This window comes from Gimesia maris, from assembly GCF_008298035.1.
GTDB lineage: Bacteria > Planctomycetota > Planctomycetia > Planctomycetales > Planctomycetaceae > Gimesia > Gimesia maris.
In genome coordinates this window covers 1,847,718-1,874,238 of sequence record NZ_CP042910.1, presented here as the reverse complement: position 1 = coordinate 1,874,238, position 26,521 = coordinate 1,847,718, and the positions used below count along the sequence as shown (strand labels likewise).

Annotated in this window: 21 protein-coding genes and 1 tRNA gene; 14 read left to right on the top strand and 8 right to left on the bottom strand. The window is 49.6% G+C overall.

All coding sequences use genetic code 11. The features are described 5' to 3' along the window. Positions 1-30 precede the first annotated feature (30 nt). From GmarT_RS07140 to GmarT_RS07105, 8 genes are all read left to right on the top strand, one after another. Positions 31-1,491: a glycosyltransferase family 2 protein gene (locus GmarT_RS07140; RefSeq protein ID WP_002646101.1), complete on the top strand. Its 1,461-nt coding sequence runs from the start codon at positions 31-33 to the stop codon at positions 1,489-1,491. Positions 1,492-2,111: 620 nt separating this feature from the next. Next, positions 2,112-2,732, top strand: coding sequence for a GntR family transcriptional regulator (locus tag GmarT_RS07135; protein WP_002646102.1), 621 nt, complete (start codon positions 2,112-2,114; stop codon positions 2,730-2,732). 42 nt (positions 2,733-2,774) lie between these two features. Continuing rightward, entirely contained in the window at positions 2,775-6,143 is a 3,369-nt protein-coding gene (locus tag GmarT_RS07130; RefSeq protein WP_052301248.1) for a PSD1 and planctomycete cytochrome C domain-containing protein, read from the top strand. A gap of 16 nt (positions 6,144-6,159) precedes the next feature. Further along, the gene (locus GmarT_RS07125) at positions 6,160-7,566 is read left to right on the top strand and encodes a DUF1501 domain-containing protein (protein WP_002646104.1); all 1,407 of its coding nucleotides are present in this window, start codon (positions 6,160-6,162) and stop codon (positions 7,564-7,566) included. 44 nt (positions 7,567-7,610) lie between these two features. After that, a complete protein-coding gene (locus GmarT_RS07120) occupies positions 7,611-8,729 on the top strand; it encodes a mandelate racemase/muconate lactonizing enzyme family protein (RefSeq protein WP_002646105.1) in 1,119 nt (372 codons plus the stop codon). 40 nt (positions 8,730-8,769) lie between these two features. After that, on the top strand, positions 8,770-9,804 hold the full coding sequence (locus GmarT_RS07115; RefSeq protein ID WP_002646106.1) for a succinylglutamate desuccinylase/aspartoacylase family protein: 1,035 nt from the start codon (positions 8,770-8,772) through the stop codon (positions 9,802-9,804). Between the two features lie 32 nt (positions 9,805-9,836). Then, entirely contained in the window at positions 9,837-11,510 is a 1,674-nt protein-coding gene (locus tag GmarT_RS07110) for a sodium:solute symporter family protein (protein WP_002646107.1), read from the top strand. A gap of 181 nt (positions 11,511-11,691) precedes the next feature. Continuing rightward, a complete protein-coding gene (locus tag GmarT_RS07105) occupies positions 11,692-12,363 on the top strand; it encodes an alpha/beta hydrolase family protein (protein WP_157158935.1) in 672 nt (223 codons plus the stop codon). 15 nt (positions 12,364-12,378) lie between these two features. Here GmarT_RS07105 and GmarT_RS07100 read toward each other — a convergent pair whose 3' ends face one another. Next, positions 12,379-12,840: a PEGA domain-containing protein gene (locus GmarT_RS07100; RefSeq protein ID WP_002646109.1), complete on the bottom strand. Its 462-nt coding sequence runs from the start codon at positions 12,838-12,840 to the stop codon at positions 12,379-12,381. A 499-nt stretch (positions 12,841-13,339) separates the two neighbouring features. Between GmarT_RS07100 and GmarT_RS07095 the strand changes: the two genes are divergently transcribed. Continuing rightward, positions 13,340-13,413, top strand: a tRNA-Pro gene (locus tag GmarT_RS07095). A gap of 109 nt (positions 13,414-13,522) precedes the next feature. Here GmarT_RS07095 and GmarT_RS07090 read toward each other — a convergent pair. Next, complete coding sequence (locus GmarT_RS07090) at positions 13,523-13,744, bottom strand: hypothetical protein (RefSeq protein WP_002646110.1); 222 nt, start codon at positions 13,742-13,744, stop codon at positions 13,523-13,525. Between the two features lie 55 nt (positions 13,745-13,799). Between GmarT_RS07090 and GmarT_RS07085 the strand changes: the two genes are divergently transcribed. Both GmarT_RS07085 and GmarT_RS07080 read left to right on the top strand, forming a co-directional pair. Further along, complete coding sequence (locus tag GmarT_RS07085) at positions 13,800-14,384, top strand: hypothetical protein (protein WP_002646111.1); 585 nt, start codon at positions 13,800-13,802, stop codon at positions 14,382-14,384. Between the two features lie 183 nt (positions 14,385-14,567). Continuing rightward, the gene (locus tag GmarT_RS07080; RefSeq protein WP_002646112.1) at positions 14,568-15,557 is read left to right on the top strand and encodes an aldo/keto reductase; all 990 of its coding nucleotides are present in this window, start codon (positions 14,568-14,570) and stop codon (positions 15,555-15,557) included. Between the two features lie 66 nt (positions 15,558-15,623). Here GmarT_RS07080 and GmarT_RS07075 read toward each other — a convergent pair whose 3' ends face one another. Then, a complete protein-coding gene (locus GmarT_RS07075; RefSeq protein WP_002646113.1) occupies positions 15,624-17,321 on the bottom strand; it encodes a LamG-like jellyroll fold domain-containing protein in 1,698 nt (565 codons plus the stop codon). A 134-nt stretch (positions 17,322-17,455) separates the two neighbouring features. After that, complete coding sequence (locus tag GmarT_RS07070; protein WP_002646114.1) at positions 17,456-18,043, bottom strand: TetR/AcrR family transcriptional regulator; 588 nt, start codon at positions 18,041-18,043, stop codon at positions 17,456-17,458. 417 nt (positions 18,044-18,460) lie between these two features. On the opposite strand from GmarT_RS07070, the gene GmarT_RS07065 reads away from it, so the two are divergent. Next, on the top strand, positions 18,461-19,870 hold the full coding sequence (locus GmarT_RS07065; protein ID WP_002646115.1) for an efflux RND transporter periplasmic adaptor subunit: 1,410 nt from the start codon (positions 18,461-18,463) through the stop codon (positions 19,868-19,870). Positions 19,871-19,873: 3 nt separating this feature from the next. Next, positions 19,874-23,098 carry an efflux RND transporter permease subunit gene (locus tag GmarT_RS07060; RefSeq protein ID WP_002646116.1) on the top strand — a complete coding sequence of 1,075 codons (3,225 nt, stop codon included), beginning with the start codon at positions 19,874-19,876 and terminating at the stop codon, positions 23,096-23,098. A 66-nt stretch (positions 23,099-23,164) separates the two neighbouring features. Here the strand turns inward: GmarT_RS07060 and GmarT_RS07055 are convergent, their stop codons facing one another. Next, the gene (locus tag GmarT_RS07055; RefSeq protein ID WP_002646117.1) at positions 23,165-23,593 is read right to left on the bottom strand and encodes an OsmC family protein; all 429 of its coding nucleotides are present in this window, start codon (positions 23,591-23,593) and stop codon (positions 23,165-23,167) included. A gap of 242 nt (positions 23,594-23,835) precedes the next feature. Between GmarT_RS07055 and GmarT_RS07050 the strand changes: the two genes are divergently transcribed. Next, entirely contained in the window at positions 23,836-24,993 is a 1,158-nt protein-coding gene (locus GmarT_RS07050) for a transglutaminase-like domain-containing protein (protein WP_149302504.1), read from the top strand. A 41-nt stretch (positions 24,994-25,034) separates the two neighbouring features. Here GmarT_RS07050 and GmarT_RS07045 read toward each other — a convergent pair whose 3' ends face one another. From GmarT_RS07045 to GmarT_RS07035, 3 genes are all read right to left on the bottom strand, one after another. After that, positions 25,035-25,442, bottom strand: coding sequence for a DoxX family protein (locus GmarT_RS07045; protein WP_002648559.1), 408 nt, complete (start codon positions 25,440-25,442; stop codon positions 25,035-25,037). A gap of 101 nt (positions 25,443-25,543) precedes the next feature. After that, the gene (locus tag GmarT_RS07040; protein ID WP_002648560.1) at positions 25,544-25,945 is read right to left on the bottom strand and encodes a VOC family protein; all 402 of its coding nucleotides are present in this window, start codon (positions 25,943-25,945) and stop codon (positions 25,544-25,546) included. Positions 25,946-26,028: 83 nt separating this feature from the next. Beyond that, complete coding sequence (locus GmarT_RS07035) at positions 26,029-26,463, bottom strand: YciI family protein (protein ID WP_044239740.1); 435 nt, start codon at positions 26,461-26,463, stop codon at positions 26,029-26,031. Between the last annotated feature and the right edge of the window lie 58 nt (positions 26,464-26,521).

Sequence of the window (26,521 nt, the reverse complement as noted above, 5' to 3'; positions counted from 1 at the left end):
CATATTTTCCATGAAAAAAGGGCTAAACTCATGGTTGGAAACGCGATATGGCCGTATGACACTCAGGCAGTCATACAGCAGAAACCTCATATTAAATCTACTCCAGCATGCTCTCAAAAGGTCAGCATAGTCATTGCAGCTCGCAATAACTCAGCTTACCTGGCAGAGACGATCGAGTCCGCATTCAATCAGACCATCCCGTGCGAGGTGATTTATACCGACGACTGCAGTTTTGACGATTCAATCAACATCGCTCGACAGTATCAGAATCGGGGATTGATTCTTCTTGAGTCTCCCTGCCATACCGGTGTCTGTGAAACAAGAAATCGGGGTGCGGAAATCGCAAGAGGTGATTACCTCCTGTTTCTGGACGGAGATGATATCCTGCCGTTAGATTATGTGAAAAAACATCTTGAAAAGATGTCGCCGGACACCCCATTTGCATATGGGGGTGCAGAAGCGTTTGGAGACTACTCCACACTCTGGAATGCCCCTGAATGGACAGATGGTCGTCTCTGGTTAAGAAATTTTGTGAATACCTCAGCACTCTGGAACCGCCAGGCATTTGAAACTGCTGGCCGCTGGCGAAATAAGATCAATACCATGTGGGACTGGGATCTGGCATTACGAGGTTCCCGGTTAGGCACACCGGTACGCAGTAACGCGGTACTACGATATCGTCAGCACGCAGACTCCTGGTCAGCAAATATCAAGACGAAGTACCAGCAGCGCCAGGAAATCCTGCTGCCACAGATGCGGCAAATCTGTTCGCGTCTCAGTATCGGATCGATTATCAGTGGCAGAGTCGCTGATTTTTTTCCGCAGTGGATTTCAGCCATCTCACAATCAGTAAACCTGATCAACAGCCCTGAACCTGTTGAACTGGTGCTTCTCGATAATACAAACAACACCAGCACACTGAGAAAAATGAGAGACGAAGTCAGCCGCTACGTCAATACATTTGAAACAATTCGAATTCTGCCACACCCGACTTCTATCACTTTTTCTGATGAAAAAGAACGCAGAGACAAAACGGCTCGTTTCATGGCCCAGGCTTGCAATCGATTGCGGTTTGAAATGCGAGGGGATATCCACTGGCTGATCGAAGACGACATCCTGGTCCCACTGGAAGCAGGTGTGAATTTAATCTCAAACCTGACAGCTGACTGGGTCCCCCCGAACGCAGTCTCCGGATGTTATCGCAATCGTCATACAGAATCACAATATGTCGGCGGCCTGTTTGATGACCATCACATCGTGAACGCATTTTCTGATATTGGCGGCGAAACCAGAGTAGTAGATTATTGCGGAACAGGTTGCCTGATGTACTGGAAAGACAGAACTCCACGCTACTGGAATAGCCATTACAGAAATATGCCTGCACATGATTGGGAATGGTGCTCCCAACTGAAATCATCTGATGGCGTTATTTTGATGCTGCCATCAGTGCATTGTGGCCATGCAAAGTCTTCCAGTGAGATTTTGTATTGAGACCTGCAATGGCGGGAGACAAAAAGAAAGCACGAGCCCACATACACAATGAAAGGAAGCAGGCACTAGTCCCCTAACCTTGTGTGCTTATTAAGCAAGTGAGCTCGCGCATTTCCATGATGAGTTCATTGATGCTTATCACAAAAATGAATAACACCCTCTATATGCATATAGTGACATAGACCCCATTTCTTCCCAAATAATTTCAGTTTTTTGATATGTTTTTAAAAGAAAAACAGCATCAACAACACTTTAGTACAGTTATATATATTATTACAGAATGGCATTCTAATCAGATATCACGAAATCAGCAACCCTTGAATCACCTGCGATAAATAACCACAAGTCCTTTTATAAATAGTTCTTACAATACCATATCTCACAGAAAATGAACTGGACTTTACAAATCCTTCCCTGAGTTTCACTTTAACCGGCAAGACATCGGCGAGGATACTCTCCTGAAACCAAAGACACGTACTCATTAGTACACTGCAACTACATGTTACGATATATTTGTCTGCATTCCCTTTCTTTTCATTTTACTTTTGACTTCAGATTGTTAACAATTAACATTAAACGACCGTTTCACGCATCGAACTATTACTGTCCAGGGAATACAAATGAATGAACCGCAACTGGTCCGGGGACTGGGCGAACAAATCGTGGAACGGCTTCGTGAAGATATTCTCTCAGGCAGGATTGCTGAGGGAGAACGATTGCGTGAAGTGGACCTGGCAAAACGATTCTCTGTCAGTCGAGGTCCGATTCGGGAAGCCATCCAGCAACTGGCGTGGGAAGGTGTCGTCGAAACCGATCGGAATAAGGGAGCGCTGGTCTCTACTTCGGCTCCCAATGAAATCACGGAATTAATCATCCCGCTTCGCTGCACGATTGAAAAATATGCCATACGCCTCTATTTCGACCAACTGACAGAAGACGACTTTCTCGTATGGGAAACGATTCTGAAAAAGATGAAACAGGCATGTGAAGTAAATGATTTTGCCCTCATCTCGGAACATGATATTGCCTTTCATCGTTCCCTCGTCACGCGTGCCCATTCTCCCGATCTACTGGCCATCTGGTCGGCGATGGTATCACGCATCCGAAGACACTTTCGAGAGTCACATCTGAAATACCAGCAACCGATTCAAATCTATGAGGAACACCTGCCGATTATCGAGGCGCTGCGTGAAGGCAGTCTGACAGAAGTATTACAAACGATTGATGATCATATCGAATAATTCAACAGGCAATCCGATTTGAACTATCTGGAAAATCATGCGATGAAACTTTTACTGCACAGTCTGATCTGGTTCCTGACCCTGACCTGGATCTCACCTTTCGAATTCGCGTCAGCAGAAAGCCCTCTGCTGAATCTCAGCGAAAAAGAACGGTATTTCGAACAGCATGTACGTCCCTTGTTAATCAGACATTGTCAGGACTGTCATGGCGTGAAAAAACAGTTTGCCGAGCTGAGACTCGATTCCCGCGACGCACTGCTTAAGGGAGGGGAAAGTGGACCGGCGGTGAAAGTGAATCATCCGGAAAACAGTCTCCTGATGAGTGCCGTCCGACGCGAATCACTGGAAATGCCGCCTGAAAAATCTCTGAAAGCAGAAGAAATAGAAATCCTGTCAACCTGGATCAGACAGGGAGCCATCTGGCCTCAATCAGCAAATCAAAAACAGCCAACCACAATTGACTACACAAAACACTGGTCATTTCAGCCGATTCAAGACCCCGTCATTCCCCGTGTCAAAAATAATAACTGGCCACAAAATGACATTGATTATTTTATTCTCTCTCGACTGGAACAGGCAGGGCTGCAGCCAGCCCCGACCGCGAATTCTGCCGTACTCCTGAAACGTATTTTCTGGGACTTGACGGGTTTACGGCCTACCCGGGAGCAGGTTCAGAGTTTCACAGCCGATAACCAGCAATCAAGGGTAGATACTGCAGTCACAGCACAACTCGCTTCTCCGCATTATGGCGAGCGCTGGGGCAGACACTGGCTCGACCTGGCACGTTATGCGGATACCAAAGGGTATGTCTTTTTCGAAAAACCTGCCTTCCACTTTGCCTACACATACCGCGACTATGTTATCAACAGCTTCAATCAGGACAAGCCCTTCGATCAGTTCATACTTGAACAACTCGCCGCCGATTACCTGAAAGAAGAACTGCCTCATGAATCACAGGCAGCCCTTGGTTTCATTACTCTCGGCCCACGCTTCAAAAATGATATTCACGACATCATTTCTGACCGCATCGATGTGGTCACGCGCGGATTTCTAGGGCTCACCGTCGGCTGTGCCCGTTGTCACGATCATAAATACGACCCTGTGTCCATCGAAGATTATTACTCGCTGTATGGGGTCTTTCGAAATTCACTTGAACCACTCGATCTTCCATTTCGCAACCAGGACCAGCTCTCGCCTGAACTTCAGGAAAAAGCTGTTCAGATACAACGGGCAGCCAGAGAGCTGAACGACCTGTATCAAGGTCAACACAAAAAAGTATTAGAGGATACTTCGAAACGCCTGTCAGAATACCTGATCGTCGCACAGTCACGCAGACAGGGTCCGGATACTGTGAAATTCGATGTCATTGTAGATGGCAATGATCTCAACCCTGAAACCTTACTGCTCTGGCAGGAATTTCTGGACATCGCGGAAAAATCCGAGGACCCGGTATTTTCGATCTGGCAGAAGCTGGAAAGCGTCCCTGAGCAAATGTTTGCTTCCCGGGCGATTGAGGAACTCAAGCTGACAATGATGAATTCTCATCCTGATTCTGTGGAATACCTGATCGCTTCTTTTTTATTGAAAAATAATCCACAGCAATTTGATGACATCATTCGCGGCTATGCAAATCTCTTTCATGAGATTGATGACGAATGGACCAATCGAATTGTTGTAGCCAGAAAACCAGGACAGAAACATCATCAGCAAACATTCCCGATCGTCAAGCGAGAATACCTGAAAACGTTTTACAGCCCTCATTCACCACTGGTCATTCCCTTGCACGGTTATACGGTTTTAAAACTCTTTCCAGATAGAAAGCTTCAGCAGAAAGTAAAAAAACTGAATGCTGCACTCGATCAGGCACGCGCGAAGGTTCCGGTCGAACTCGCACAAATGATGACGCTCCGTGATGCCGATCATCTCATTGAACCACGCGTCTTCAAACGGGGGAACACCGGATCACCGGGGCAACCCGTCCCCAGAAAGTTCCTCAGTTTTTTCGATCAGATATCGGATAAACCATTTCAGCAGGGAAGTGGCAGACTGGAACTGGCGAATGCGATTACTTCTCCCCGAAATCCACTTACTGCGCGAGTCATCGTGAATCGTGTCTGGCAACATCATTTTGGACAGGGAATTGTCGACACCCCCAGCGACTTCGGAATTCAGGGGTCACATCCTTCTCATCCGCAGCTGCTGGATCACCTCGCCAGCTGGTTCATGCAAAATGGCTGGTCGATCAAAAAACTTCATCGCTATATCATGCAATCTGCAACTTACCAGCAGTCAAGCGTCTCACACGAAACGGGAGAGAAACTTGATCCCGCCAACAAACTGTTATGGAGAATGAATCGCCGCCGCCTGGACTTCGAATCGATGCGTGATACGCTGCTCCAGGTGAGCAATCAACTGGATAAAACAGTCGGCGGTAAATCGATCTCGGGGATCACCTCTGCTTCCAACCATAGACGTACCCTCTACACTTTCATTGACCGCCAGCAGGTTCCCGGTCTGCTCCGGACATTCGACTTCCCTTCTCCCGATGTCAGTACCGGCGCCCGCAATTCGACTTCGGTTCCCGGTCAGTCGCTGTTTCTGATGAACCACCCCCTTGTCCTGAAATCCGCACGCATCCTGGGGCATGAATCGAGACAGGCAGAAACCCCCACAGCGGGAATTCAAAAACTCTACCAAACGATACTCCAGCGTGATCCCACACAAACAGAACTCGACGAGATACTGGAATTCCTCAAAACAGATCAGATCAAACCCGAACCTGAAACGATCCGACCAGAATGGGAATACGGTTACGCCTCCTATGACCTCAAAACAAAAACTGTGAGTGATTTCCAACCTCTGCCCCACTGGGATGGTAAACAGTATCAGGGGGGAGACCGATTACCCGACCCCAAAATCGGCTGGGTCTTTTTAGACCAGACCGGCGGGCACCCCGGTAATGATCTGGATCATGTCGCCGTAATCCGCTGGCGCGCTCCTGAAGACATCACCGTGTCGCTGACAGGAACTCTCAAACATGAACTGCCACAGGGAAATGGAATCCGCGGTCGAGTACTGGTCAATAATCAGTTGGCAATCGGCCCCTGGACATTGCATCAAAGTACGGCGAAAACCGATATCAAGACAATCAAACTAAAGAAAAATCAGACAATCGATTTTGTCGTCGATATTGCCGGGCACCTTGGCTTCGATTCATTTGTCTGGTCGCCGGAGATTAAAATTCAGGCACCTGAATTCACAGCCGTTTCCAGAAACGATCGGCAGCCACCACTGCCGCAACTGTGGAATTATTCCCAGGATTTTCGCAAGCCAGCACCTGTACCAGTTACTCCCTGGCAGAGCCTGGCTCAGATTCTGCTGCTATCTAACGAATTTCAGTTTATCGATTAACCGGCAGGGATTTATCATGTCATTCAATCAGCCCACACAATTTGCACCGCAGTTTTCACGGCGCGAAATGCTGACTCGTTCCGGTATGGGAATAGGTATGCTGGCACTCGCGGAACTCACTGCGCGGGAAAATGCCCAGGCTTCTACCAGAGAAAAACCAGCTACACGACATCATCCGGCTTCCGCTAAACAGGTCGTGCATTTATTCATGAATGGGGGGCCTTCGCATGTCGATACCTTCGATCCCAAACCGCTACTCAAAAAATATCACGGTAAGCCCCTTCCCAATCCAAATCTGCCAACAGAGCGTAAAACAGCCGGTGCACTGGGCTCTCCTTTCCAGTTTAAAAAGTATGGCGAGTCTGGCATCGAAGTCAGTGAACTGTTTGACAAAACGGCAGCCCACGTAGATGATATGTGCATCATTCGCTCTATGCATTCAGATATCCCCAATCATGAGCCCTCGCTGCTGCTCATGAACTGCGGTGATAACGCACTGCCCCGTCCCAGCTTCGGTTCCTGGGTGAATTACGGGCTCGGTTCACTCAATGAAAACCTGCCCGGCTTTGTCGTCCTTTGTCCGAACGGCTTTCCCGTCGTCGGTCCCAAAAACTGGCGTTCCGCCTTTCTCCCCGGCGCTTTCCAGGGAACACATCTCGACACCAAAGAAACTTCTGTCTCCCGTCTGATTGAAAATATCAATAACCCTCAAACACCAAAACGACAACGGCGCCAGTTAGACCTGCTGCAGAAGATCAATCAGCGACATCTGGAACAGCGCGGCCATGATTCACTGCTCGAAGCGCGAATCCAGTCATTTGAACTGGCCTATCGTATGCAGTTTGAAGCATCGGACGTGCTTGACCTCTCTAAAGAACCCAAACATATACAGGAAATGTATGGGGACGGTCTACAGGGACGACAACTGCTCATGACCCGGCGGCTGCTGGAAAAAGGGGTGCGTTTCATTCAGGTCTGGCATAGTGGCGGACAGGAATGGGATAACCATAGCGGCATTGAAAAGAGCTTGCGACGCCTGTGTGGTCAATGGGATCAGCCCATTGCCGCCTTCCTGACTGATTTAAAACAACGCGGCATGCTCGATTCCACACTCCTGCTCTGGGGAGGCGAATTTGGCAGGACACCGGTCGCTGAACTCCCCTCGATGAGCGGACGCGATCACAACCACTACGGCTTCAGCATGTGGATGGCCGGCGGTGGTGTCAAAGGGGGACACGTCCACGGCGCCACCGATGAAACCGGCTTTGCAGCATCAGAAAATAAAGTTCACGTACACGACCTGCATGCCACCATGCTGCACCTGCTTGGTATCGATCACGAACGACTCACCTATCGCTACGCCGGCCGAGACTTTCGATTAACCGATGTTCACGGACGCGTCGTCAAAGAGATGATCTCTTAATTTACTGTTCCCATAGTTCTTTTCAGCCAAGGCTCTCAACATCAATGAAAATTGAACAAATCACCTGTCAGATTTTACGTTCCGGTTCTGTCACCAACAAAACAGCCAGCTGTCAGGATTCGGTACTGGTTCGTATCAAAACAGATACAGGCCTGGAAGGCATCGGAGAAGCCGACTCTTCTCCAGAAGTCGTCAAAGCAATCATTGACGCTCCCTACAGTCACAATGTCGCCTGTGGATTGCGCGAACTGCTGATCGGTGAAAACCCACTCGAAACAGAACGTCTCTGGCAGAAAATGTATCGCCATACCATGTACTTCGGCAGAACCGGCGTCACGATCACCGCGATGGCAGCCATTGATATGGCACTCTGGGATTTAAAGGGCAAACATTTTAAAGAACCCATTCATCGCTTGCTGGGAGGACAATATCACACCGAATTCCAGGCGTATGCTTCGATCCTGTTTGGTAAGGATGGTCAGGAAACCTGTGACATCGGCCAGCGCTGGATTGAAAACGGTTACACTGCGGTCAAATTCGGCTGGGAACCAATGGGGCAGTCGGAACAGCTTGATATTGAACTGGTCGCGGGAGCACGCGAAGGGATGGGCGATGGGATTTTATTGATCGACGCCGGCTGTGTCTGGGACGCCCGTACCGCGTTACAGCGGGCACACGCTTTTTCCGATTACAATATCGGCTGGCTTGAAGAACCGCTGTTTCCTCATGACATCGCCGGTTATGCGTGGCTGAAAGATCGTTCTCCCGTCCCCATCGCTGCCGGCGAAGAAGAGTGTGGTCGTGAATCGTTTCGCCCCTACTTCGAACAAAGAGCTCTGGATGTCTATCAGATCGATCTGGCCCGCAATGGTTTTACTGAGGCCAGTTACCTGAAACAAAGAGTCGCGGAAATTGGTGCCCGTCCCTGCAACCACTGTTATACCAGTCCGATTACTGTCGCCGCCAGCCTGCACTGGCTGGCCACCTGCAAAGATGCCTTCATCTTCGAAGATTGCGTCGAAGATGAACCACTCCGCCATGAGTTGACTCTCGAAAAAGTACAGGCAGAAAATGGAGTCATTCAGGTTCCCAACCGTCCCGGACTTGGCATCACTCTGAATGAAGATTTTGTCGCAGCACATATCGTCGCTGAATCTAACTAATATCAGACCGGTTTCCCCACATATCAATAGAAGCTTCAACATGACTCAAACTCCGATCAGTACCAGGATTGATTTCGATAAAACCGGCATCCAATGGGGGACACTCAACATCCCCTTCTCCTACAATTTAAGTGGCTGGGCACAGCTACAGATTCCCATCTCAACAATGGCAAGCGGCGAAGGTCCGACTGTACTGCTGATGGCGGGAAATCACGGGGATGAATATCCCGGGCAGATCGCCATCATGAAACTGATGAAAGAATTGAACCTGGACGATATTTCAGGACGCATTATCTTTATCCCCGCAATCAACATCCCTGCAGCCAAATCTGCGACTCGACTCTCTCCCCTGGATGGAAAAAATCTGAATCGCTGCTTCCCCGGAAATGCGGAAGGCACTGTCACAGAGATCATGGCTCATTACCTGACCCATGAAATCTTTCCGCGTGTTGATGTCGTCATCGATCTGCACACAGGAGGACGAGGCGTCTATTTCTATCCGTGCGCTCATATGCATCTGGTCGAAAATCGTGAACAACTCCGCCGTATGGCGGCTGCAACGGAAGCCTATAATACCGATTTTTCCTTCCTCTATGCCGACATCGCCGGCAAGGGATTGTTGCCTGTCGAAGCGGAAAACATGGGCAAGACCGTCGTCACAACAGAAATGGGAGGTGGAGAGGTCACCAACGCCGCCGTACATCGACTCTGTCAGTCTGGACTGAAGAATGTGCTCATTCATCTGAAAGTTCTCGCTGGTGAAGAGACATCGCGTTCCGATCTGGGGTTGCCACCGACTCGCTGGATTCAGGCTCTGGACGCGGAAGATTATCTGTTCGCCCCGGAATCAGGTATCTTCGAAAGCTTCGTCGATGTCGGCGCGGATGTCTCCGTAGACCAGCCCTTAGGGGCACTCCATTTTCTGGAACGCCCTGATCGAGAACCGACCATCATCCACGCCCCTTCAAAGGGAATCGCCATAGCCCATCGTGGCCCCACCCTGACCAGTCAAGGCGATATCCTGTTCTGTCTCGCCCATGATGTGGAAACAGATGTTCTGAAAACATTTGCGTAACCACAGTTTTCGAAGCAAAAGGGATCTCTCAAATGAGTTGGCTGGACTGGATGATCGTGTTCTTGCTTAATGGGTCGGTAATCGCCTTCGGGTTTTACCTGGCTCGCAGCACCCACTCCAGCAGTGACTGGTTCCTGGGAGGTCGTTCGCTTCCCTGGTGGGGACTCGGACTTTCTATATTCGCTACCAGTGTCGATAATGCTGACGCCGTCTCATTAACCGGTTACGCTTATAATCATGGCATGCACATCATTACGGCCTTTACACTCGCCAGTGTCTGCGGTGCTGTCCTGGCTTCGTTTGTAGTGGTCCCGGTACTCTACAAAGGTGGCTTTTACACGAACGCGGAATACCTGGAAACACGCTTCGGAAAATCGATTCGCACCATCAGCGCCCTGATTCAGATTCAGTATCGCACCAGCATGCTCGGCCTGATGATCTGGTCAATCTATCTCATGCTGCAGGGAATTCTAGATTTCACTCCCTTGCAATGCTGGTCCCTGATCATACTTCTCGTCATTTTCACCGCCGCCTACACGACCTGGGGAGGTTTGACATCCGTGGTCTGGACAGATGCCTTGCAGAGCCTGATCATGATCGCTGGCGGCATCACGATTTTCTTTGCTGTCTGGTCAGCCAGTGGAGGCTGGGCAGCCACCGTTCAAAAGCTCTCAGAGTCAACTGATGCCAACGGGCAACCACTGATCAACTGGCTGCACATCGGACAGTTTCAGGACAGCCAGTCTACTTCCCCCTATCTGATCGTCATGGGCTGGTCGATCATTGGCCTGGGTTATTACACTGTAAACCATACGCAGACCATGCGACTGATGGGGGCCCGCTCTTTGTGGGATATGAAAATGGCAACTCTGTTCGGCTGTCTGCTGATAATGCCCATCATGATCGGCACGACGTTAATGGGTGTCATGGGGCGTGTCCTGGTCCCCGAATTTACAGCGCACTCCGCTCCAGACCAGTTATTCCCGTATTATGCCAACCAGTTTCTGGCCCCCGGATTCAAAGGACTGGTGGTCGCCGGCATCCTCTCTGCTGCCATCAGTACCTTCGATTCGATCGGCTCTGCGTTATCCGCATTATTTACACGCGATATCTATGCATGCTGGATCTGTAACAATCAAACGGAAAAACACTACCTTAAAGTCACTCGCTGGGCGACTGTTGGCATCCTGCTAATCGGTTTCCTGTATATCCCCTTCATTGTTCGCTATGACAATATGATCCAGGCATTTCGCACACTGATTCCGATTTTTGTCACGCCGCTGTTTACCATCTATCTACTGGGAGTTCTTTCTCGCGTTCCTCGCCAGAGCGGTCTGGTGGGGCTGATCGCCGGCTCATCGTTTGGAATACTCGGCTTCATCGACCGCGAACTGGTCGACCATCAACTATTCAGCCCGTTACTGACCGAAAAATGGTATGCCTTCCCGGCTTCGATGCTGGTCACTGCCCTTGCCATGTTTTTAGCAGCGATTAAATGGGGCTGGCTGGAAAAAGAGAGTGCACTGGTATTGAAACAGGATGACGTAATCAAAGAACAGACCTGGCTCACAGAAAGCCGGGAGGAACTGCTGGATATCCAAATCAGTCCCTTCAAAAAATCAACGCCGCAATACTTGAATCCGAACTGGTACGCCCTGGTCTTAATCGCCATTTCATTCTGGATCATTTTTGGACTCTTCTGGTAAACCACAGACCAATATGAATATTGACAAGCAGAAACTATATCAAACTGGTTTAACATACATCGCATGCTGTTTATTAATAAACACATCAACTCAAGCAGCCGACCTCGCACAAAGACTGTCTGCTCCTCAGGACATTGCATTCACCGCCAGCTGTGATCAGAGTCTGCAACACTACGTCCTCATGTTGCCGAAACCCTTTGATGAACAGAAGCCTCATCCTGCCTTGATTGCTTTACACGGTCACGGATCGGATCGCTGGCAGTTTGTGAAAGAGATGAGAGGCGAATGTAAGGCAGCCCGCGACTTTGCAGCAGAGCATCAGATGTTGTATGTCTCACCCGACTATCGCGCCCGTACTTCCTGGATGGGGCCCAAAGCAGAAGCAGACCTCGTCCAGATTATTGCGGATCTTAAAAAACAATATCAGATCAGTCAGGTCTATCTGTGTGGCGGTTCCATGGGCGGTTCATCCAGCCTGACCTTTGCAGCTCTGCATCCCGAACTCATTGATGGGGTCACCGCGATGAATCCTACTGCCAATCATCTGGAGTATGACAAATTCCAACCCGCCATCCAGGCATCATTCGGAGGCACCAAACAGGAAATTCCCACCGAATATAAAAAACGAAGTGCCGAATACTGGCCGGAAAAGTTCACCATGCCCGTCAGTATTTCCGTTGGCGGTCAGGATCAGCTGGTGCCTCCGGACAGTGCGCGTCGCCTGGCTCGGATACTGAAACAGTTAAACAGACGAATCCTGTTGATTGATCGTCCCCAACAGGGACATTCAACATCCTATGAGGACAGTAATTCACTTCTGAAATTCATGCTGAAAAAATCAGCGCAGCAGTAACGACATTGATTTCGGTTACTGCCCGATCTGTGTCTCATTGCGCAGCATATTCCCACGGTTTAACAGCTCTTCCGTCGGCACAACCACCTTGGGCTGCAACTGGTAGGTGAAATCATGACGATTGGTCACCTCGAAAGGCAGCAGGTTGTCTGATACTGCATCCAGAGGAAAAACCTGATACCAGGGGGTTTTGACCTTCTGCATTACCGTCTGCGTTTCGTAGCCATCTTTGGTCAACGTGATTTCCCGTGTCGCATAATAAGTGAAATCGACAGAGACCGGCGTATAGCCGATTTCATCTCCATCCACTTTGACCAGCGCCCCGGCGGGGATCGAACGGATCGTCATTCTCCGATGTACACAGCCTGATTGCGTAAACGCCAGCAGAACCAATAGCGCAAGCAGACACTGCCGCTTTGTATTCGCAGCTGTATCACGCCAAAAAACAGGGGTATCGGACAGACAGGAATCGGACATGGATTATTAGAATCAGAAATAACGGGAACGGCACAAAACTCGACCTCAGGTCGGGAAACCCGATAGAAGAGCGGAGATTTTACTGCGATCCTGAATTTCTGCCAAGACAAGTTTCTCCATGCCAAACCCCGCTCAACTTCCGTAAGTCATTTATATATTTCAACTTAAGTATGAACACCCAATACGCTCAACGTCTGAAAATCTGCGAACCTCTTCACAAATCCATGTTTCAATAGTCTAGATCGTATCACATTTAACCATAGCGTCTCTCGATCTATTATACTTGATCCAAATCGACCTGGGGACGCTACAGCAAAGCCGGAGACAGACTAAATCGACCGTGAAAACAGCAGATTTGCGGAAAGCACAAAATTATTTTGCACACAAAAGCGGGTAAGTGTCCCCGTTATCTTGAATTTCTTGTCCGAGCGTGCGATAAAGTGCGAATCAACAGCAAGTTATAGAACTCTGAGCTATTCTGCCAGAGCTTCTCACAAATCGGGACGTAGCGCAGCCTGGTAGCGCGCTACACTGGGGGTGTAGAGGTCGCAGGTTCAAATCCTGTCGTCCCGACTTACTTACCATACAAGCCCATCGTCGTTTTCGGCGGTGGGCTTTTTGATTGGAATCGCTGAGTTTCACGTCTGTTTTAACAAGTCAAACGACGTTCTGTCTCCCAGGTTTAATGGACCAACATTTCTGTCGGTTGTCGCCTGCTCTCGAAGTGATTTGCTCCAATCGGCTCTGCCTTAATAAAACCGGTTGTTGGATTTACGAAAGATCTTGGAAATTCCGAAGCGGTCAGGGCGACCAACAACTCCGAAGAAAACGACAGCAGGAGCGGTTCGCGGTCCGAAAGATGGCTGATTGCTGGAACTTTCCCTACGGCTTCGACGTCAAACATGTTGACGCATTCAGTACCGCGAACACGCAGGTTCGTTCGCACAAAGGAAGATGAAATGACGATTTCGTCGAGAGGTACCGCCGTAAAAATCGTTTTAGCCATCGTTATAACTGGCTGTTCAAGGAAATCCACAGACACATTCGACTTACCCGAAACTGCAAAAAATAGAACGATCGATAACATCATTTCCATCGAATTTTCAAAGAAGGCATATCATTTCTCCCTAGCTGAAGTATCAAAGGGCATCACCATTGATTACACGATTCGTGTCAAACAAGACATCTACAACGTCATTCCACGTCCACAAGACGATGGGTTTGTGTCGGGACCGGGGCCAGGTGGCTTGTTTCCATTCGAGAAAATCTCGGGTAATGGCCAATCCTACTCGCTGCGGGATCTTGGTCTTGGACCACAGAACGAGAAACCGGCCCGCACAATCAAGAAAGGCGTGTATGCCATTTCTTTCGAGTGGGAGGGGCACAATTGGACTGGGTCTTCCGACTTTGATAACCCTAAGGGTGATCCATTTCCACCAGGTCGCTATATTTTGACGATACGAATCGTTGGTGAAGTGGAAACCGCACAGGGAAAAAAGCCTTACGATATTGCCAACAGCGTCGAGGTAATTCTTGTACCTTGAGTGTTTTTTGTTTGCGGGTAAACAGCTGAAGAGAGTTCCCTTTAGGTGTGTAATACGATATTGCATCGCAGGACTCATACGCCCTGTTACCTTTCATTGCATCTGTTCTCCGACACGACTAAGCTTGATAAAGAGCCACAAACAGCACTCAAACAGTGATTAGAATATAGAAAGCGAAAAATCATGAAAACACGACAACTCGGCAACAGCGGTCTCGAAGTTTCCTCCCTCGGTCTTGGCTGCATGGGTCTCAGCTTTGGCTACGGTCCCGCCGTCGAAGAACAGGATGGTATCGCCCTGCTCCGTGCCGCCGTCGATCTGGGTGTCAACTTCTTCGACACCGCCGAGGTCTACGGCGCCTTCACCAACGAAGAACTCCTCGGCAAAGCCCTCTCTCTCGTCCGCGAACAGGTTGTCATCGCCACGAAGTTTGGCTTTGCCATTGACGACCAGGGAGTACAGACCGGTCTCGACAGTAGCCCCGCACACATCCGGAACGTCGTCGAAGCTTCGCTCAAACGACTGCAGACCGACTACATCGATCTGCTCTATCAGCACCGTGTGGATCCGGAAGTGCCAATCGAAGAAGTCGCTGGCACTGTCAAAGAACTGATCGCGGAAGGCAAAGTGAAACACTTCGGCCTCTCGGAAGCAGGTGTCGAAGTCATCCGCCGCGCCCACGCGGTCCAGCCGGTCGCCGCCCTGCAGAGTGAATACTCCCTCTGGTGGCGTGAGCCGGAAGAAGCCATCATCCCCACACTCGAAGAGCTGGGCATAGGTTTCGTCCCTTTTAGCCCCCTGGGCAAAGGCTTCCTCACCGGCAAGATCGACGAATCAACCACATTTGACAGCACCGACTTCCGCAACAAGGTTCCCCGCTTCGCTGAAGAAAACCGTAAAGCCAACCTGGCCCTCATCGACCTGTTGAACCGGATTGCAGAACGCAAGCAGGCCACTCCGGCACAAATCGCACTGGCCTGGATCCTGGTTCAGAAACCGTGGATCGTCCCCATTCCGGGTACCACGAATCAGCAACGCCTCAAGGAAAACATCGCTGCGGCAGACATCGAACTCTCCGCAGGTGATCTTGCCGAAATCGACAGTGCCCTCTCAGAAATCGATGTTCTGGGCGAACGCTACCCCGAAGCGGCAATGAAAATGATCAATCGCTGAACGATGAGAACCGGGGGGCTTTAGTCAGTTTCTTCGACTTAGCCCCTTTTTGCGTCAAACTCGAATTTAGTTTTCCGCCTTCAATCCTACCGCTTTGCCATCCAACTGCCACTGTGGGTCGACTTTCCCCAGCAAGTGTTTCAGTGCGGTTGCTGTCACATCAACCAGATAGGCCTGCTCCTGAATGCGCCCTGGTTTCACCGACGGGCCATGTACAATCATAAAGACCCTGCGAATTTCTGGCACCTGGTGTCCGTTGCTGTGGCTGCGTTTCAGACCTCCATGATCAGTACAGACAATCGTCAGCCAGTCCTCGTTTTCATAATCGGGCCGGGAATGCATTGCTTTGAGAACAGTGTTCACACACGCATCCACATTTTCAATGGCAGAAACGTATTCCGGAACATCAGGGCTGAATCCAATCGCATGCCCTGTCGCGTCAGTCTGATGAAAATAGACAAACATTGCAGACGGATTCTCTTCACTCAGGATGCGTGCTGCCTTTGCTGCGATAATTTTATCCCGTTCTCCTTCTCGCTTCAGTGCCCCTGCATTACGGGGATCAGGAGGTTGAACATAAACCCGTACGGTATTACCCCGATGCAACTCCAGATTCAATGCACCTGCTTTTCCATCATAATTTCCCATAAGAATATTGCGGCCCTGATCCGTCGTTTTAAAACGGGCTTCTATGGTGAAGTCTGATCGCGTGACATCTCGAAATGGTTCTGTCATAGCAATCCGCAAGCCATGCGATTTGGATCCTGCGGCAGCCAGATCTAACGCCTGCGATTCAGCACCGGATCCCAACTTCACTCTATGAAGTTCTGAAGTAGGCGAAACAGCATTCGCCGGGAAAGGTCCTCCCGTATCACCTGCCGTATCAGAGAACTGCTTGACCTTACCATCGCTCTCTGGACAGTTCTCAAACATGTACTCTGCAAGCAGGCCCTTACGATCGACAGAGTGAACAGACCCGGCTGTTGATTTAGCCAATAGCTTGATTTCCTCCGCCGAGAGAGCCCGCTTCCAGATTCTTACATCATCCAGTTGTCCATGAAAACAGGTCTGACCGGTACGGGTATCTCTTCCGAGATAATAAAAGGCTCCCCCCAGAGAAAAATCCAGATTCACCCCAGAAAGTGAAGCGATCTGAGTACCGTCGAGATATAACTGCAAGACATCCTGTTTTCGAACAGCTAGCAGGTGATGCCATTTCCCATCCCGGGTATTAATATTGAGCTTCGAAGCAGAGGCACTGAGATCTGCGATCTGTTTTTTTGCTCGAGGTAATGACTCGACCTCTGCAATATCTGCCTCTGATAGAATATATTTATGAATCGGCTCCCAGGAGACGAACGATGCTGTCTGTGCATCGGGTCGTTCCCGCTTCAATCGTTTGAAAAAATGCGGGAACAGTTCGTAGTTCTTACCTTTGAAATTATTATCGTGCACACCGTGTTTGTCGGCCCAGACGCCGGTCAGAATACTCGACCACCCGGGACCACTGATTGTATCATTTTTCTGATAACGTTTTCCTAATATCTGTGCCTGATCGGTAAAAGCACCTTCACGAATCAGTCTGTCAAATGCAGGAGTCCTGGCTTTTAGCAATGCATCCGGCCGCGTGCCATCCATACCGATGATTAATACGCGTTTGTGAGCTCGATCCTCAACGGGTTCAGCTGCCGACAATGAAGGTAGCAGAACAGTTCCAGAGAGAAGCAGACAGAAGATCCCCGCAATCTGTTTCAGGTTACTCATCACATTTCTTTCCCTCAGGCGAGTGATTAAAAATGGTTTCTGTAAATGACTCTTCAGCCAGAGAAGACTACAGTATAGCGCGCCCTGTTTTGAATACTCAACTGCGTCGTGATGAATTTGTGATGAAGTTATACTCAGTCCGGAAAAGCCTGCAAAGCCAGATCAGCGACTTCGCACAATTGTTTCCTCCCAGCTCCACCTGCCGCCTGTACGGCGATCCCATAAGACACCGTCGATACATATTTTGCCAGTTGCTCTGCATTGGAATCGGCGGGTAGATCCCCTTCCTCGATCGCACGCTCTAACCGTTGACACAATAGTTTCTCACACTTGGACCGGCGTTTAACCATTTCCTTGCGAATGGACTCCGCGGCATCTCCGCAAGCCAGGGCGCTTTGTACCAGAAAACAACCACGTGGATTTTTTGAGTTCGAAATCAGCTCAATATTTCCGCTCCAGAGTTTTTTCACAACTGCCCGGGCCGTTGGCTCGTCCAGTGCACTGAGAAGATGGCAGGCACGGATTTCCATATAGCGATCAATGGCCTTATGAAACAGTGCTTCCTTATTTCCAAAGGCTGCATATAAACTCGGCCGATTGATACCCATGGCCTCAGTCAGTTCCAAAATAGACGTACCTTCATATCCGTTTCGCCAGAAAACATCTAACGCATCGTCTAATGCCTGATTTGTATCAAATTCACGTGGTCGTCCAACCGACATACTGAGGCTGCTCCTTTTCTTACTGATTAGTACACAATCGGACTTGACTCGCCAAGTTGATTGGTATATTTTTTACCTGTCAGTATATAATTCTATTATATTAAGGAAGTTTCAACATTGGAATTCTATCATATCAACATATAAATATTTTTCACTGCCGTTTGGGAATGATTCAGAAATCAGCGCCCCCTGACTGCATTTTCAGCCTCGGATACGGTATTTGCTCTTAAAAATGCCACCAGAAACTTCTAAGTCGAACCAGTTATCGAAACCAGGGTCTATCCCCCTGAAACCGATGTGAATTCCTCGAATTCAAAGTGCTCAAAAAATATTGAGACCGGACCTGATTGCTGAGTTTCTTTTATGCAATCGGAAGGTGACTCTAAGCCCCCAGACAGACTCCATGGAGAACAGCTAATGTCGCGAGTGACATTGTTCGTATTATTAATTCAGACATTGATTTTAACTGCCTGTAACGAGAACGCCGCTCCTCCGGTTGCTCCGCCTCCCGCCAAGGTCACCACTGCCCGGCCTCTGGTTTTGCCAGTCATCGAATGGGACGAATACACCGGACGCCTGGCAGCTATCGACGCTGTTGAAGTCAGGGCCCGTGTCAGCGGCTATCTGCAATCAACTCATTTTGAAGAAGGTCAGTTGATCGAAAAAGGAGATCTGCTGGCGATTATTGATCCACGCCCGTTTGTTGCAGAATTGAACGCCGCCCAGGCAAGGTTAGAAGAAGCCAATGCCAGGCTGGCTGAATCGAAATCATTGCTGAAACAGTCACAGGCGGAACGAGCGGATGCCGCCGCCCTGTTAACTCTGGCGGATCAGCGCGTCAGCCGCGTTCAGCAACTGGCACGTAAAAACGCCACGACACAGGATGATGTCGATGTCAGTAAAAGTGAAAAATTACAGGCGGAAGCCAACCTGGCAGCAGCCGATGCCATGATTGAATCCTCGAATGCCCGAATTAAAACTTCTGAAGCAGCCATCGAAACAGCGAAAGCAAACCTGGAAGCAGCAGAGTTAAATATACAGTACACTCAAATTCGGGCCCCCATCAGCGGACGCATCAGTCGACGCTATGTAACGGAAGGTAACCTGATCAGTGGAGGCTCAGAACAATCGACACTTTTAACGAATATCGTCTCAGTCAATCCTATCCATTGTTATTTCGATGCAGACGAACAGGCCTTTCTCAAATATGCCCGTCTCTCACGTGAAGGAACCCGTAAAAGCTCGCGGGATGTTAAAAATCCGGTCTATATGAGATTGATCGATGAAAAAGGATTCCCCCATATCGGTCATATGGATTTTGTAGACAATCGCATTGACCCCAATACTGGAACGATGCGCGGCCGCGCCATCTTCTCAAATGATGATGACAGGCTCACTCCCGGGCTGTTCGCAGAAGTCCGCCTGCCTGGCAGTGGTCGCCAAAACTCTATTCTCATTCCCGACAGTGCCATTGGCAGTGATCAGTCAGAAAAATATGTGTATCTGGTTGATACTGAGAAACAGATCAGACGACAAGCCGTGGAGTTAGGGCCTATCGCCAAAGGTTTAAGAGTGATCCGCTCCGGTCTGGACGGATCGGAACTCATCGTGACACACGGGTTGCAACGCATATTCCCTGGCGTCACCGTCGATCCCACTCTGGAAACACTCAAAGCAGCCTCTGAATCCGGTTTACCTGATGATTATCGACCGGTACCACCAGAGAAATGGCTCTCGCGCCGTTCTGCTCCTGCACCACCTGGAATTTCTTCAAACATTCATCAGGCAGGCGCTCGAACATCAGCTCGATCAATTGGGGGTCAATAAATCATGAAGTTCCCTCATTTCTTTATTGATCGTCCCATTTTTGCATCCGTGCTATCGATGGTTGTGCTACTGGTGGGAAGCCTGGCTTACTTCCTGTTGCCTGTCGCGCAGTATCCGGAAGTCGCGCTCCCCACGGTTGTCGTCCGTGCCAGCTATCCGGGAGCCACACCTGATACAATCTCTAAAACAGTCGCCACTCCCCTGGAACAGGAAATCAACGGCGTCGACAATATGGTTTACATGGATTCGCAGGCAACAACTGACGGCTCTATGACACTGACCGTTTCCTTCGCTCTGGGAACCGACGTTGACCAGGCCCAGGTGCTCGTGCAAAATCGTGTCGCCATCGCAGAGCCGACTCTTCCCGCCGAAGTGCGTCAGATCGGGGTTACCACACGCAAAAGTTCGCCCGACCTGATGATGGTGATCCACCTCTATTCACCCGACGATTCCCGGGATCAACTCTATATCAGTAATTATGCCTACCTGCAGATTCGCGATATCCTGTCCCGTCTGGACGGTGTAGGAGACATTCAGGTTTTTGGAGGAACACAATACAGCATGCGGGTCTGGCTGGATGTGGAACGCCTGGCAGCACTCGACCTGACTCCTGGTGATGCCGTACAGGCTATGCGCCAGCAGAATATTCAGGTTGCAGCAGGAGTCATCGGACAACAGCCACTACCTGAAACCAAAGAAGCATTTCAGGTAAATGTGAACACACTCGGTCGGTTGCAAACTGCAGAAGAATTTGGCGAAATCATCCTGAAAACAGGCGAGGAAGGACGTCTCGTGCGGCTGAACGACGTTGCGCGAATTGAGCTGGGGGCTACCGACTATTCCGTCCGCAGCTATCTAGGCGACAAAAACGCCGTCGCCCTGGCCATGTTTCAGCGCCCCGGCTCAAATGCGGTCGCGACGGCAGAACGCATCATCAGCAAAGTCGAAGAACTTTCACAACAGTTTCCCCCCGGATTAAAACACGAAGTCATTTACAATCCGACCGCGTTTGTGGAAGAATCGATCGACGAGGTTTTTTCCACACTCTGGCAGGCAGGCCTGCTGGTCACGCTCACTGTATTTGTCTTTTTGCAAAACTGGCGTTCCACCATTGTGCCCACCATTGCTATCCCGATTTCACTGGTCGGTACTTTTGCCGTCATGCATGCCATTGGCTTCAGCTTGAATAACCTCTCACTGTTTGGACTGGTCCTTGCCATCGGTATCGTCGTAGACGATGCCATCGTGGTCGTCGAGAATGTCGAACGACTGATTGCGACCGGGCTTTCGCCTCGAGACGCAACTCGAAAAGCAATGGACGAAGTCGGTTCAGCATTGATCGCAACGACGCTGGTTTTAATCGCTGTTTTCGTACCCACTGCTTTTATTGCCGGAATCAGCGGACAGTTTTATCGACAGTTCGCCATCACCATTGCTGTTTCGACAGCTATTTCTACATTTGTATCTTTAACGCTTACCCCCGCAATGTGTGCGTTGCTGTTACGCCCTCCCAGAAAGGCTGCTGATAAAACGGCTTCAGCCAGCCGCTACCGTCTGATTCGTGGCCTGGTCTACCTGCGCGATCTTCCCTTCTACCTGTTTAACAAAGTTTTTGATTTCACCAGCGAACTTTATGCAGGCATCGTCTCACGCGTGTTACGCTTGAGCTTCCTGATGCTGATTGTGTATGTCGGACTATTGGGATTGACGTGGTTCGGTTTTACAAAAGTTCCCAGTGGTTTTATTCCGGCGCAAGACCAGGGTTATCTGATTATTGCAATTCAATTGCCCCCTGGAGCAAGCCTGAATCGAACCGATAAGGTCACACGACAGATTACCGATATGGCACTGGAAGTACCTGGTGTTTCAAATGCAGTGTCGTTTGTCGGTTTTTCAGGGGCAACGCGCGCCAACAGCTCCAACTCAGCCGCTATCTTCCCTGTACTCGAAGACGCTAAGCTCCGTGCCACGAAAGGACAATCGGTCGAAACAGTCCTGGCAGAACTCCGCAAGCGGGTAAGTGTAATTGAAGATGCCAACGTATTCGTCATCCCCCCACCTCCTGTCCGTGGGATTGGAACGGGGGGCGGCTTTAAAATGCAGATCCAGGATAAGTCAGGCGCCGGTATGATTGCATTACAGGATGCCACCAATGCAGTGATCAACCAGGCAAGACAGGAACCGGGACTGGTCCAGGTATTTACGAACTTTACGATCGGGACGCCTCAATATTATGCTGATATCGACCGTACTAAAGTCCGCATGCTTGATGTTCCCATCAGTAATGTCTTCGACGCTTTACAGATTTACCTTGGTTCGTCTTATGTGAACGACTTTAATTTCCTGGGACGTACGTATCGCGTAACGGCACAGGCGGATTATCAATATCGTGATGAACGCGAAGATATCGCCCGGTTGCGTACCCGCAGCAGCTCCGGCGCGATTGTTCCACTCGGATCAATGGTCACACTCCGTGAAACAACGGCACCGGATCGAATCGTCCGTTACAATCTTTACCCGGCAGCTGATATCAACGGAGATACAAAGACCGGCTTCAGTTCCGGGCAATCCATCGCCACCATGGAACGTATTGCCCGGGAAACCTTACCACCGGGATTTGGCTTCGAATGGACCGATATCGCGTACCAGCAGAAAGCCGCGGGAAATACGATCGTTTATATCTTCCCGTTGTGTGTGCTGTTTGTATTTCTGGCGCTTTCCGCTCAGTACGAGAGCTGGATCCTGCCACTTGCGGTTATCCTGATCGTGCCGCTCTGCCTGTTGTGCGCTGTCTTTGGAATCTGGCTGCGAGAGATGGATAATAATATTCTGGTACAGATCGGCTTTATCGTGTTGATCGGCCTGGCTTGTAAGAATGCGATTCTAATCGTCGAGTTCGCCAAAGCAGAAGAAGATACAGGCAAGAGTCCATTTCAGGCAGCCGTCGATGCCTGCCGGTTACGTTTACGGCCAATTTTAATGACCGCCTTTTCCTTTATTTTAGGTGTAATTCCACTCGTGATTGCCACTGGCGCCGGTTCGGAAATGCGACAGGCACTGGGCACGGCAGTTTTCAGCGGTATGCTGGGAGTCACTCTATTTGGACTGTTTCTGACCCCCGTATTTTATGTCGTGCTGCGAAAAATGGCCACCCGTCGAAATCTCCCCGACCCGGAACACGAAAATCGCGTTACTGCTCCACAGACTGTTATCGAAAACCAGTCATAAAAAAACACCTCATCATTGGTTAGTTCTCAATGATGAGGTGTTTTGTATTTCCAAAGCAGAATTTACTTAGGCAACAGTTACTTCCAGAGTAATTTCGGCGTTGAACAATTTCGAAACGGGGCACCCGGCTTTCGCCATGCCGGCCAGTTCTTCTACTTTGGCTGCATCAGCACCGGGAACGCTGGCTTTCAGAGTCAGGTGAACGGCGTTAATCGCAAAACCACCTTCGACCTGATTTAAAGAAACCTCAGCCGAAGTCTCCAGCTTGTCGGCTGTGAAACCGGCATCACCCAGAATCTTCGAAAGGGCCATCGAGAAACAGCCCGCATGAGCAGCGCCCAGCAGTTCTTCCGGGTTCGTTCCCTGCTCACCTTCGAAGCGGCTGGAAAAACCATAAGGCAGTTCGGTTAACGCGCCACTCTCGGTTGAGACGGTTCCTTTGCCATCTTTAAGCCCCCCCTGCCAGACTGCAGATCCTGTTCGTTTAATCGCCATGATCAACTCCTTTATTTTAAATTGAGACTTTTTACAACACAGTCCCCTCAGCTTAATCAATTCGCTTCTGGATGTCACCCATCAACCCGTCAGCACTTTGGTCGTCTGTTCTGAATAATCAAAATCACGAGATAGAGATTCCCACTATTGCCTGCCCCCCATTTCAGGATTACAATCCATCATTCTAAAGAACTTACCAATATTTGAGTATCAGAACCAGACTGAGACGGGGAGTTTATTTCATGTGTCATTACAAATCATATTCTTATCTATTTGTATTCTTTCTAATCATCAATCTGGTTCCCCGCACCACTATTCCTGCAGAAATTTCGTCACCATTAAAACCTGACACAGCCTATACCGCGAAAAAAAGTGAGCCCGTCACTCATGAGGTAGAATTCTCGATCATTGTGACCCCGCCATATCATTGCAAGTTATTGAAAGTCTGGGTTCCGGTCCCCCAGTCAGATACTGCTCAGAAAATTGAGGACAGTCTATTCAGCACTTTTCCGAAGAATGTCGAACCTCAAATTTCCAGTGAACCGATTTACGGAAACCGCTTTGCCTGTTTTGAGTTTCACGAGCCACACGGCGCTCAGATTATAACACATCGCTTTCAGGCAAAGGTCTGGAACCTGAACTGGCAACTTGAGCCGGAAACTGTCACCACCGTTTCCAACTGGCCTGACCAGTTCGCACCATACCTGACGCCTCAATCCATCGAGGATCAGCAGCAGTTTCAACAGGTGCTCAAACAGATTGGAAATGCCTCCGAAAAGAAAAGTTCGGGATTGACGCAGGCGATGAACTGGATCGACCAGAATCTGACTTACGATCACATCAACGCGTCGTTACAGGCCGATGCCAACCATGCCTTGAGCAAACGACGCGGGCACTGCAGTGACTACCATGGCTTATGTGCAACGATGGGACGGGCCATGGGATATCCCACGCGCGTCACCTATGGACTGGCCCTCTACCCCCAAAACTCACCATCTCATTGTAAAATGGAAGCATTCCTGCCCCCGTATGGCTGGGTCAGTTATGATATTTCGGAAACTCAGAAACTGGTTAAATCAATTCAGTCCTCAAGCGATTTAACACCGCAACAAAAACAGAATTTCATTACCGCCGCCCGCCAACGGCTCCGTTCCGGGTTTCGAGAAAACAGCTGGCTCCTTTTGACAAAAGGAACCGACTATGAACTTGCGCCTCCCGCTGCAAAACCGGTACGAATCGTACGCACTGCCTATGTCGAGGCAGACGGCGTTGCCCTGCCCGAACCGGACCCCGCCAATATCAATCAGCGCGAATTTTCGTGGATGACATCCCACCGCTACACAGCTGACAGACCCTTTAAAAAGCCGTTCAAAGACCTCTCAACACTCAACAGAGATTAACTGCTCCAGGATTTCTGAAAGCGAAGTTTCACTCGCAACGGTTATTTCAGTGAGCGAAAGGGAATGAGTTTCCACAATCGCTTGTCGCGCAGGAACAGACTGAGCCAGACCAGTATACCAAGTCCCGCCTGAACGACAAAAGGGTCGCCGACTCGCCAGTGTGTGCAGATCGCACCACCCAGATAGCCGGTCAATAAAATGGCTCCCAACACCGACGTCCAGGGAAGCAGATACAGTACCAGGCAGGTCAGCTCCAGAACCGCCAGCGGAACCACCATTGAGTGGGGCAGTCCCAGATGAGTCATGCCTTCTGCCAGTTCAGAGCCTCCTTTAAGTTTCATCACTCCGCTCATTCCGAACAGGAAAGCCATGGCAGCAGCAATCAGACGGCCAATCCAGACCAGTGCGGTGTGAGGGCGTTGACTCGGTGTGGATATGGCGTCATTCATGATCAATTCCTTGTTGGGAGTCGGGAAGCAGTGATAAACAGATCAAAACATATACATCAAACAGAGAACCGCATCGTTCTGTTTAAGATCGCGATTGAAATTCACTCAGCTGCAGAAGGATCCATATAGAACACTTCCCAGATATGACCATCCGGATCCTGGAAGCCGTGTGCATACATAAAGCCATGATCCTGGGGTTCATTATAAGTACTTCCCCCGGCAGCAACAGCTTTTTTTACCAGTTCATCTACCTGGTCCCGATTCTCACAGGATAATGCCACCAGCACTTCCGTACTTTTTGTCGCATCACATATTTCTTTGGGAGTGAACATCTTAAATTTAGGATAAGTCAACAGCATGGCATAAATTTCCTCGCTGATTGCCACACTCGCAGCTGTCTCGTCTGTCCATTTTTCATTAATCGAATATCCTAATGCTTTATAAAATGTCATCGACTTCTCCAGGTCTTTGACCGGGAGGTTTATGAATACTTTTTTCGACATTTCAACTCCAGAATCCAATGTGAGTGATGATTGACTGATTGATTTCTCGTTCGCTGAAACACTAAACTCGAGAATCGCGATAATTATTCTGCCGAGTTCAACCGCTCCGCAGCAGTTCTGATCCGATCTTCCTGCGCCTGTAACTCCGGAGTAAATTCATCGCCGAAATCTTCCGGTCCAAAGATGGGCCGTATTTCAATGTCCGACTCCTCAGACATGGGATTGGGACAGCGTTTCACCCACTCGATCGCTGCTTCCATCGAATCCACCTGCCAGATCCAGAACCCGGCGACCAGCTCTTTCGTCTCTGCAAACGGACCATCAATCACCGTACGATTGGTACCGGAAAAACGAACGCGGGCACCGCGCGAGCTGGGGTGCAGCCCTTCTCCGGCCAGCATGATTCCTGCTTTGACCAGTTCTTCATTAAAGTTCCCCATGTCGGTCAGCAACTGTTCGCTCGGCATTTCACCTGCTTCTGAACTGGGAGTGGCCTTGACCATTACCATGACTTTCATTTGATTTCCCTCTCTGTTCATCTCGGAACTGCTATCTGTTACGACTGCTGTTCGATTA